The following is a 9,456-nucleotide window of genomic DNA, read 5'->3' as shown; positions in this document are numbered from 1 at the left end:
GGGGGGGGGGGGGGGCGCCCCCGCCCCCCCCCCCGCCCCCGGCCCGCCCGTGCGTGACCCCCCTCGTCGAGAGCAGGAGGAACCCCCATGTCGCCGACCGCGCTGCGGACCGAGGTCCGCCCGGTGGCCGAGGTCCCGCCGGAGCTGTGGGCCGGCCTCGGGCCCGCCGTCCCCTTCTACGCCGGCCACCGCTGGCTGGCCTGCGCCGCCGAGGCGACCGGCGAGGAGGTGCTGGCCGTGACCGTCGGCGACGGCAGCCGGCTGCTGGCCGCCGTCCCCGCCTGGGTGACCACCGGCCGGGAGAACCCCTTCCTCCGGCCCGAACGGCTGCTGCCCACCGCCGACCCGGCCGGTCGGCCGTACCTGTGCGTGGCCACCAAGAAGGCCTACACCAGCCCGCTGCTGACCGCGCCCGACGCCGACCGCCCGGCCGTCCTGGCCCGGCTGCTCGACGGCCTGCGCGCGGTGGTCCGCGAACGGGACCTGGCCGGCGCGGTCGCCCTGTACGCGGACACCGACACCGTGCGGCAGTGGCGGACCGTGCTGCCCGACCGCCACCCGGTCCTGCTGGACGTGGACGCCGCGGTCGAGGAGCTCCCGGCCGAGTTCGCCGGCCACCCGCTCGCCGGGGCGTCCAAGCGCCGCCGCGAGGTGCAGCGCGAGTGGCGCGCCTTCGAACGGGCCGGCTACCGGCTCGGGACCGAGCACCTCGCCGACTGCCTCGACGAGTTCGTCCCGCTGGCGGCCAACCTGGAACGCAAGCACGGCAACCCGGTGGACGAGGCTGGGCTGCGCCGCACCCTGGAGGTCCAGGCCCGGCACTGCCGGTCCGAGGACCTGGTCTTCACCGCCCGCCGGGACGGCCGGCTGGTGGTGGCCTGCCTGGCCTACACCGACCACGACACCGTCTACAGCCGGATGTTCGCGATGGACTACGAGGCGGCCGGCCGGGCCTTCGAGTACTTCGCCCTCGCCTACTACCTGCCGGTCCGGCACGCGATCGGGCACGGGTTCCGCCGGGTCCACCTCGGGATGTCCACGGTGGCCGCCAAGACCGCCCGCGGCGCGGCCCTCCACCCGCTCTGGGCCCTGGACCTGGGCGAACGGCCGCTCTGGACGCCCGACCCGGCCCGCGCCGCCAACGCCGAGCGCCGCGCCGCCCTCGGCCCGGCCGTCACCGTGACCGAGCCCTGGTGACCGCGGCCGAGTCGAACAGCACCCCACTTCCCCCCGAGGAGCAGCACATGACGAAGCCCGGACCGACCCCCGGCCCGCGCCACCTGATCAGCGTCAAGGAGATCGACCGGGAGCGGGCCCACCGCTTCTTCGACCTGGCCGCCGCCCTGCGCGCGCTGCCGGCCGAGGAGTGCGCCCGGCTGCTGGCCCGCAAGGTCGTCGCCACCGCCTTCTACCAGCCCAGCACCCGCACCCGGATCGCCTTCGAGGCGGCGGCCGCCCGGCTCGGCGCGGCCCGGGTCGGCTTCGCCGACGTCAAGACCACCCGGGCCGGCGACTTCTACCAGGAGAGCCTGGAGGACGTGGTCGCCAACCTGGGCTCGCTGGTGGACGCCCTGGTGCTGCGGCACTTCGAGTCCGGGGCCGCCGCCCGGGCCGCCGCCGTCTCCCCGGTCCCGGTGGTCAACGCCGGCGACGGGTACAACGAGCACCCCTCGCAGGCGCTCGGCGACGTGTGGACCATGCACCAGCTGCTGGGCGGCGTGACGGGCGCCCGGATCGGCCTGCTCGGCAACCCCACCATCCGCTCGCTGCACTCGATCTCCTTCGTGCTGGCGGCGCTCGCCCCGGCCGAGGTGGTCTTCCTGCCCGCGCCCGGCACCGAGGTGCCCGAGGACACCCGCAAGCTCTTCGAGGCGGCCGGCGTGCGCTGGAGCGAGGCCGAGCACGTCGCCGACCTGCTGGCCGGCTGCGACCTGGTGGAGACCATCGGCACCCGCCACCCCGACCACAACCTCCCGCACGACAAGCAGTCGGTGCCCGAGCGGACCCCGGAGCGCTACCGGATCGACGCCGCCCTGCTGCGCCGGGTCGGCCGGGACGTCCCGGTCCTGCACCCCGGCCCGCGCACCGACGAGATCGACACCGACGTGGACGCCCTGCCGGCGGCGCAGTACCTGCCGCAGGTCACCAACGGGATGTGGATGAAGGCCGCGATGCTCGCGAGCGTCCTACTGACCGACGACCGGCTGCCCGGCTGAGACCCGGGCGAAGTACCCCCAGAAGCACCGAGGAAAGGACCGGGTGACCCATGCCCGAGCACGTACTGGTCGTCGGCGGAGGGCTGGACTTCCCGGCCGTCATGCGCGGACTGGCCGAAGGGATCACGACCACGCTGATGTGCCGGCTGGAGTCGGTGGCGACGGCCCACGAACCGGCCGGGCACCGGCGGGTCCTGGGCATGCGCGCGGACGCCGGCACCGAGGAGTGGGTGGCGGCCGCGGCCGACGCCCACCGGGCCGAGCCGTTCACCCGGATCGGCTGCTTCGGCGAGCACGACCAGGACCGGGCGGCCGCGATCGCGGCCGCCCTCGGCCTGCCCGGGCACAGCCCCGAGACGGTCCGCCTGGTCCACCACAAGCCGTCGATGCGCGAGCGGCTGCGGACGGCCGGCGTCGACCCGACCCCCGCCGCGGTCGTCCGGGACGAGCGGGAGCTGCGGGCCTTCGTGGCCGAGCACGGCTACCCCTGCATCGCCAAGCCCGCCGACGGGGTCGGCAGCGTCGGCATCCGCCGGATCGAGTCGGCGGCGGACCTCGGGCCGGCCCTCGCGACGGCCGGTGAGCGCGGCCCCTGGGCGAGCGGCGAGGTGCTGGTCGAGCGCTTCCACCGCGGGCCCCAGTTCAGCGTGGAGGCCTTCTCCGAGGACGGCCGGCACCGGGTGGTCTGCCTGACCCGCAAGTTCTCCGACCCGGAGACCTTCGTCGAGGTCGGCCACGTGCTGCCGGCCGAGGTCCCGGCCGCGACGCGGGAGGCGATCGCCGCGCACGTCGAGGCGGTGCTCGACGCGGTGGGCATCACCTTCGGCCCGTCCTGCACCGAGGTGGTGTGGACCGACGAGGGCCCGCGCACCATCGAGACCCACGTCCGGATGTCCGGGGCGCGGATCCCCCAGCTGGTCAGGAGCGCGCTCGGGGTGGACCTGGCCGGCCTCACGGCCCGCCAGATCGCCGGCGAGCGCGGCCTGCTGGCCCGGATCGACGAGGAGCTGGCGGCGGCCGCCGCCCGGCCCGCGCGGCACGACGCGATCTGGCTCGCGGTGGTGCGCGGCGGGGGAGTGCTGGAGTCGGTCTCCGGACTGGAGGAGGTGCGCGCGCTGGAGTACGTCGAGGAGGCCGAGGTCCAGGTCGCCCCCGGCAGCCGGCTGGAGCCGCTGGCCTCGGCGTTCTCCCGGATCGGCCACGTCCGGGCGCACGGGCCGGACGCCGCGACGGCGGTGGAGCGCGCGCAGCGGGCCCTCGACCGGATCGGCTTCCACGCCCGGCTCGACGTCCGGCCGGTGCGCGATGCGGTCTGAGCGCCGGTCCGCGCGGAAGGCCGAACGCGGGGACGGGGGCGGGCTGCCCGCCGTGCGCCGGGGTCTGGCCGCGCTCCGCGAACCGCGGTTCCGGCTGTTCTTCGGCGGCTACTCGGTCTCGCTCACCGGCTCCGCGATGGCCTCGACGGCGCTGCCGTTCGCGGTGCTCGCGAACACCGGCTCGCTCACCGACGTCAGCGTCGTCATGGCGGCCCGGATCGTGCCGCTGGTGGTCCTGCTGCTGGCGGGCGGGGTGGCCGGCGACCGGCTGCCCCGGCGCAAGGTGCTGCTCGCCGCGGACACCCTGCGGACCGTGAGCCAGGCCGCGCTGGCCGCCGCGCTGCTCACCGGGCAGGGCTCCCTCCCGCTGCTGGTCGTGCTGGCCGCGCTCGGCGGCGTCGGCGAGGCGTTCTTCGGACCGTCGCTGGACGGCCTGGTGACCGCGCTGGTCCCGGCCCGGCAGCTGCAGGACGCCAACGCGCTGCTCAGCACGGCCCGCTCGGTGGCCTCGCTGATCGGACCGGCGGCGGCCGGCCTGCTGGCCACCGTAGTCTCACCGGCCACCGTGCTCGCCCTCGACTCGGTGAGCTACGCGGTCAGCGCCCTGATGCTGGCCGTGCTGCCGGTGGACGGCGGCCTGCCGCAGAAGGGCGTACCGCCGCTCGTCCAGCTCCGGGAGGGCTGGACCGCGTTCCGTTCGCGGAGCTGGCTGTGGGCGGTCACCCTGCAGTTCTGCACCTTCAACCTGCTGGTCTGGGGGCCGTTCCTGGTGCTCGGGCCGATCACCGCCGAGCGGCGCTACGGCGGGCCGGACTCCTGGGGCCTGGTGATGGCCGGGTACGGCCTCGGCGCGCTGGCCGGCGGCCTCGCCCTGCTCGGGGTCCGGCCGGGCCGGCCGCTGGTGGTCACCACGGTCGCCAGCCTGTGCTGGGCGGCGCCCAGCGCCTGTCTGGCGCTGCGCCTGCCGCTGCCCGCCGTCGCGGCCGGCGCGCTCTGCGCGGGGGTCGCGCAGGCGCTGTTCAACACGCTCTGGCCGACCACGCTCCAGGAGCACATCCCGAACGAGATGCTCTCCCGGGTGCGCTCCTACGTGTCGCTCGGCTCGCTCGCGCTGGGCCCGGTGGGCCTGTCGCTGGCCGGTCCGCTGGCGCAGCGGGCCGGCATCGGCCGGGTGCTCGCGGTCGGCGCGCTCTGGCAGCTGGTCGCGGCCTGCGCGGTGCTCGCGCTGCCCGCGATCAGGGGGCTGCGCAGGCCGGCGGACCCGGCCGGGGCCGGGGAGCGGGTCGCGGCGGCGGCGCGCTGACCGGGTGGTCCGCCGGGCGGGCGGACGGGCGGTGGAGGTCTCCGCGGTGGCGCGGCGGCGTCCACCGCTCGGTCGTGCCCGGACGCCGCCCGACGGTGCCCGGGCGGCGCTCAGTCCTGGGCCGGCTCCGGTGGGAGGGCGATCTCGGAGGTGGTCCGCCAGGCGTCCCCGGCCAGGTCGAAGTGGCCGTCCTGCTCCAGCCGGGAGGCCAGGGCCCGCAGTTCGCGGACCGCCTCGGCGGTGTCGCCGAGTCTGGCGGAGACTCTGAGCCGCAGGATCTCGGCCTGGGTGCGGTCCCGGTGCGAGAGCAGCTTGCCCTGCGCCAAGGCGTCCTCCAGCAGCCTGGCGGCCCGCGGCAGGCCGTCCTCGGCGTAGGCCAGCCGGGCCTCCATCAGGGCCAGCTCGGTCAGGTGCCGGGGCTCGCCGACCAGGGTCAGCGCGCTGCGCGCCTCGGCCAGCCAGTGGGCCAGCTCCGGGGCCGGCTTCGGGTTGACCCGCAGGTGCAGCGCGACCGCGGCCAGCCGCAGCCGGGCCCAGAGCAGCGGGTCCACCCGGCTGTCCAGCACGCCGACCGCGCGGACCAGCAGCTTCAGGCCCTCCTGGGCGGAGCCGCGGCGGATCTTGCAGCCGGCCGAGACCCAGAGGATGCGGGCCTGGAGATGCGGTTCCGCCTCGTCCAGGTGGTCCAGCAGCCAGCTGCTGTGCATGTCGGCGGTGAGGTGCTGACCGGCCTCGGTGTGCGCGGCGGCGGCGGCGATCCGGATGTGCAGGCAGTCGCCGAGGTCCACCGTGTCCAGCGAGTCGCGGGCCGACCAGGCCTCCTCGACCGCGGCCACCGCCTCGGCGGGCTTGCCGAGGTTGCGCAGCGTCTCGGAGAGCTTCACCAGCACCTGGATGCGCAGCTGCGGATTCGCCTTCGTGGAGGGGTGCTCCAGCAGCCGGCTCAGAATGGATTCGTTCTTCTGGTATTCCCCGAGACCGTCGTAGACCTGGACCAGCTGCCACTGGATCGGCCAGAGCAGCGCGCTCATTTCCGGGGTGAGCAGCTCGGCGGAGTCCGCGGCGTCGGAGAGCAGCCGGGCGGCCTCCGCGGTGGTGCCGGAGTTCAGCGCGCTGGTGCCCTTCGCGAGCAGCAGCAGGGAATTCGCCGGCACGTGGGTGGCGAACGAGGTGGGCTGCACGCCGAGGCGCTTCGAGAGGTGGGCGACCACATGTGGGGTGGCCGGACGCTCGCCGGACTCCAGGCGGGACAGATAGCTCGCGGACAGGCCCGGGCCGATCAGGTCGTTCTGCTTCAGCCCGCGCTCGACCCGGAGTCGGTTCAGCACCTGACCAAAGGTCGGTTGTTCCAGGAAATCCATCGAATAACCTATCGGGGGAGAGCACAGGCGGAGCGCGGAGCCTCGAGCCGACCGCGTTCGTCCGCAGTACCGAGTGAATGCGAAATACTCAATCCGAAATTCCGGGTCGCGGTGGCCGGACTGGCGGTCCGATACACCGGCGGCCGGGCAGGGCGCCATCCGCCAGGGCGTCGACTTGTGGTCGCTGCTCCCGCTCTGGGCCAGGCCGTCCCCCGTTGGCCTCCCGGCGCTAAATGTTAGCACCGGTGGCAACTCATGTTATGCCTTTGCCCGTCATGTGTCATTGCCAGATCGGATGACAATACTTGACAGGGTCATGGGGGGAGTGCCTAGGGTGAGGCAGAGGGGTGTGGGCATGACGAGGCAGGCATGAAGCGAGGGGGGCTTGGGCATGCCTGTCGGGTGCGATGTATTCGAACCAGACAATCGATGTGACACGTTCTGTCAAGTTTGCTGCGAGGGCGGTGCCGGCGTTGCCCTGGTGTCCGGCGCCATCGCCGCAACGTTCCCGTTCGACGCGGAGTCAATGACCATCCGCCACCTGGAGGCCGTCATGGAGTTCCACCTCAGCCATCGCCAGCGAGAGATCGTGCTGCTCATCAGCGAGGGCAACAGCAACAAGGAGATCGGCCGAATACTGGACGTTTCGCCGAGAACGGTCGAGTCCCACTTGCAGCGGCTCTACCTGCGCTACGGAATCAACAGCCGGGCCGCACTGGTCGCGAAATGGCTGCGGGCCGATCCGGCCGCCAGCGCGGCGATGTCCGAGGCCTGCTGAGGCCATCCGGCGCGGAGTCGGCGGACGTCAGCGGACGTCGGTGGACGCCGGCGGACGTCAGGAGACGGGGAACCGCCACGTCGTCAGCGGCCCCGGCTGCTGCGGGCCCTGGTAGCGCACCAGGCTGTACTGCCGGGCGCGGACCAGGGCCGTCGGCGTCGGCGGGGCCGGCGGCGCGACGGCGGCCTGGAGGTCGGTGAGGAGCTGTTGCAGCTCGGCGACCGTGGCCTCCAGCTCGGTGATCCGCTTGATGCCGGCCAGGTTGATGCCCTGGTCCTGGGTGAGCTGCTGGATCCGGCGCAGCTGCCGGATGTCGCGGGCGGAGTAGCGCCGGCCGCGGCCGACGGCGCGGCCGGGGGAGACCAGGCCGATCCGGTCGTACTGGCGGAGGGTCTGCGGGTGCAGGCCGGAGAGCTTGGCGGCCACCGAGATGACGTGGACCGGGGTGTCGTCGGCCGGGTCGTACGAACCCTGGTCGTCGGCGCTGAGCCCGAACACTCCGTACTCCTTTCGCGCGCGTCTGCCGTGTCCTGTGCGGTGCTCGCTCCCGCCGGGGGACCGCTCCGCCGGTCCGGTGGTTCACCGGACCGGCGGAGCGGTCTTCGACTGCGGTCGGTCCCCCTGGACCGTGGTCAGTCCTGGGCGGGCGCGTCCTCGTCCTCCGCGGCCGCGGTGACGGTCTGGGTGCCCGGCTGGGGCTCCGCGACCGAGACCATCGCCGGGCGGATGATCCGCTCGCCGATCCGGTAGCCGGGCTGGAGGATCTGGACGCAGGTGTCCTCGGTGACCTCCGAGGAGTAGCTGTGCATCAGGGCTTCGTGCATGGTCGGGTCGAAGGGCTCGCCCTCCTTGCCGAACTGCTGCAGGCCCAGCTTGGCGACGACCGTCTCCAGGGATTCGGCGACGGACTTGAAGCCGCCGGTGACCTCGCCGTGGTCGCGGGCGCGGCCGATGTCGTCCAGGACGGGGATCAGCGACTCCAGGATGTTGGAGACGGCGATCTCGCGGACCGTCAGCCGGTCGCGCTCGACCCGCTTGCGGTAGTTCTGGTACTCGGCCTGGAGGCGCTGGAGGTCGGCGGTCCGCTCGGCCAGCTCGCGCTTGGCCGCGGCGGTGCCGTCGGTCTCCTCGGTCTCCGGTGCCGCGCCGTCGACGTCCGCCGCGGGGGCGGTGTCCTCGTCGGGCCGCCCGGCGGAGTCGTCGCCGGGCTCAGCGCCCTGCGGCTTCTCCGTCATGCCGCACCGCCCTTGGGCTTCTCGTCGTCCACGATCTCGGCGTCGACGACGTCGTCGTCCTTGGCGCCGGCGGCGTCACCGGCCGCGGCCGCGCCGGAGGCGTCGGCGTTGGCGTACAGCGCCTGGCCGAGCTTCTGGGCGGTGGTGGAGACCTTCTCGGTGGCCTCGCGGATCTTGGCGATGTCCTCGCCCTTGAGGGCTTCCTTGAGCTCGCCGATGGCGGCCTCGACCTCGGTCTTGACGTCGGCCGGCAGCTTGTCGGCGTTGTCGGCGATGAACTTCTCGGTCGAGTAGACGAGCTGCTCGGCCTGGTTGCGGGTCTCCACGGCCTCGCGGCGCTTGGTGTCCTCCTCCGCGTACTGCTCGGCCTCGCGCATCATCCGCTCGATGTCGTCCTTCGGCAGCGCGGAGCCGCCGGTGACGGTCATCTTCTGCTCCTTGCCGGTGCCCAGGTCGCGCGCCATCACGTGCATGATGCCGTTGGCGTCGATGTCGAAGGTGACCTCGATCTGGGGCAGGCCGCGGGGCGCCGGGGCGATGCCGGTCAGCTCGAACATGCCGAGCTTCTTGTTGTACGCGGCGATCTCGCGCTCGCCCTGGTACACGTTGATCGGGACCGAGGGCTGGTTGTCCTCGGCGGTGGTGAAGATCTCCGAGCGCTTGGTCGGGATCGTGGTGTTGCGCTCGATCATCTTCGCCATGATGCCGCCCTTGGTCTCGATGCCGAGGGACAGCGGGGTGACGTCGAGCAGCAGGATGTCCTTGACCTCGCCCTTGAGGACGCCGGCCTGGAGCGCGGCGCCGATGGCGACGACCTCGTCCGGGTTGACGCCCTTGTTGGCGTCCTTGCCGCCGGTCAGCTCGCGGACGAGCTCGGCGACGGCGGGCATCCGGGTGGAGCCGCCGACCAGGACGACGTGGTCGATCTCGGAGAGCGAGATACCCGCGTCCTTGATCACGTTGTGGAACGGGACCTTGCAGCGCTCCAGGAGGTCCGCGGTCAGCTGCTGGAACTGGGCCCGGGTGAGCTTCTCGTCCAGGTGCAGCGGGCCCTCGGCGGAGGCCGTGATGTAGGGCAGGTTGATCGAGGTCTCGGAGGACGAGGACAGCTCGATCTTGGCCTTCTCGGCGGCCTCGCGCAGCCGCTGCAGGGCCATCTTGTCCTTGGACAGGTCCACGCCGTGGCCGGCCTGGAAGACCTTGACCAGGTGGTCGACGACCTTCTGGTCCCAGTCGTCGCCGCCGAG

The 9,456-nt window shown here is 73.6% G+C and carries 9 protein-coding genes; 5 read left to right on the top strand and 4 right to left on the bottom strand.

Features of this window, described 5'->3' with window-relative positions:
• Window positions 1–87: 87 nt before the first annotated feature.
• Genes AB0N76_RS38185 through AB0N76_RS38170 form a run of 4 tightly spaced genes read left to right on the top strand, consistent with a single transcriptional unit; the run spans window position 88 to window position 4,835 of the window.
• Window positions 88–1,197 carry a GNAT family N-acetyltransferase gene (locus tag AB0N76_RS38185; protein ID WP_363565450.1) on the top strand — a complete coding sequence of 370 codons (1,110 nt, stop codon included), beginning with the start codon at window positions 88–90 and terminating at the stop codon, window positions 1,195–1,197.
• Window positions 1,198–1,244: 47 nt separating this feature from the next.
• Window positions 1,245–2,216, top strand: coding sequence for a hypothetical protein (locus tag AB0N76_RS38180; RefSeq protein ID WP_363565449.1), 972 nt, complete (start codon window positions 1,245–1,247; stop codon window positions 2,214–2,216).
• Between the two features lie 50 nt (window positions 2,217–2,266).
• The gene (locus tag AB0N76_RS38175) at window positions 2,267–3,532 is read left to right on the top strand and encodes an ATP-grasp domain-containing protein (protein WP_363565448.1); all 1,266 of its coding nucleotides are present in this window, start codon (window positions 2,267–2,269) and stop codon (window positions 3,530–3,532) included.
• The gene (locus AB0N76_RS38170; protein ID WP_363565447.1) at window positions 3,522–4,835 is read left to right on the top strand and encodes an MFS transporter; all 1,314 of its coding nucleotides are present in this window, start codon (window positions 3,522–3,524) and stop codon (window positions 4,833–4,835) included. The genes AB0N76_RS38175 and AB0N76_RS38170 overlap by 11 nt, the downstream gene beginning before the upstream one ends.
• Window positions 4,836–4,945: 110 nt before the next feature.
• Here AB0N76_RS38170 and AB0N76_RS38165 read toward each other — a convergent pair whose 3' ends face one another.
• Window positions 4,946–6,163 carry a helix-turn-helix transcriptional regulator gene (locus tag AB0N76_RS38165; protein ID WP_363565446.1) on the bottom strand — a complete coding sequence of 406 codons (1,218 nt, stop codon included), beginning with the start codon at window positions 6,161–6,163 and terminating at the stop codon, window positions 4,946–4,948.
• A 514-nt stretch (window positions 6,164–6,677) separates the two neighbouring features.
• On the opposite strand from AB0N76_RS38165, the gene AB0N76_RS38160 reads away from it, so the two are divergent.
• A complete protein-coding gene (locus AB0N76_RS38160; protein ID WP_363565445.1) occupies window positions 6,678–6,974 on the top strand; it encodes a helix-turn-helix transcriptional regulator in 297 nt (98 codons plus the stop codon).
• Between the two features lie 57 nt (window positions 6,975–7,031).
• On the opposite strand, the gene AB0N76_RS38155 is transcribed toward AB0N76_RS38160, so the two are convergent.
• From AB0N76_RS38155 to AB0N76_RS38145, 3 genes are all read right to left on the bottom strand, one after another.
• Window positions 7,032–7,472, bottom strand: coding sequence for a helix-turn-helix transcriptional regulator (locus AB0N76_RS38155; RefSeq protein WP_363565444.1), 441 nt, complete (start codon window positions 7,470–7,472; stop codon window positions 7,032–7,034).
• A gap of 134 nt (window positions 7,473–7,606) precedes the next feature.
• Window positions 7,607–8,209 carry a nucleotide exchange factor GrpE gene (grpE, locus tag AB0N76_RS38150; protein WP_363565443.1) on the bottom strand — a complete coding sequence of 201 codons (603 nt, stop codon included), beginning with the start codon at window positions 8,207–8,209 and terminating at the stop codon, window positions 7,607–7,609.
• Window positions 8,206–9,456: Hsp70 family protein (locus AB0N76_RS38145; RefSeq protein ID WP_363565442.1), on the bottom strand; the 1,251-nt coding region annotated here is incomplete at its 5' end. The genes grpE and AB0N76_RS38145, both read right to left, overlap by 4 nt.

It is taken from the genome of Kitasatospora sp. NPDC093806 (genome assembly GCF_040683335.1).
Classification (GTDB): domain Bacteria; phylum Actinomycetota; class Actinomycetes; order Streptomycetales; family Streptomycetaceae; genus Kitasatospora.
Note: the sequence above shows the minus strand (reverse complement) of the source record. Positions and strands in the feature narration are given on the sequence as shown.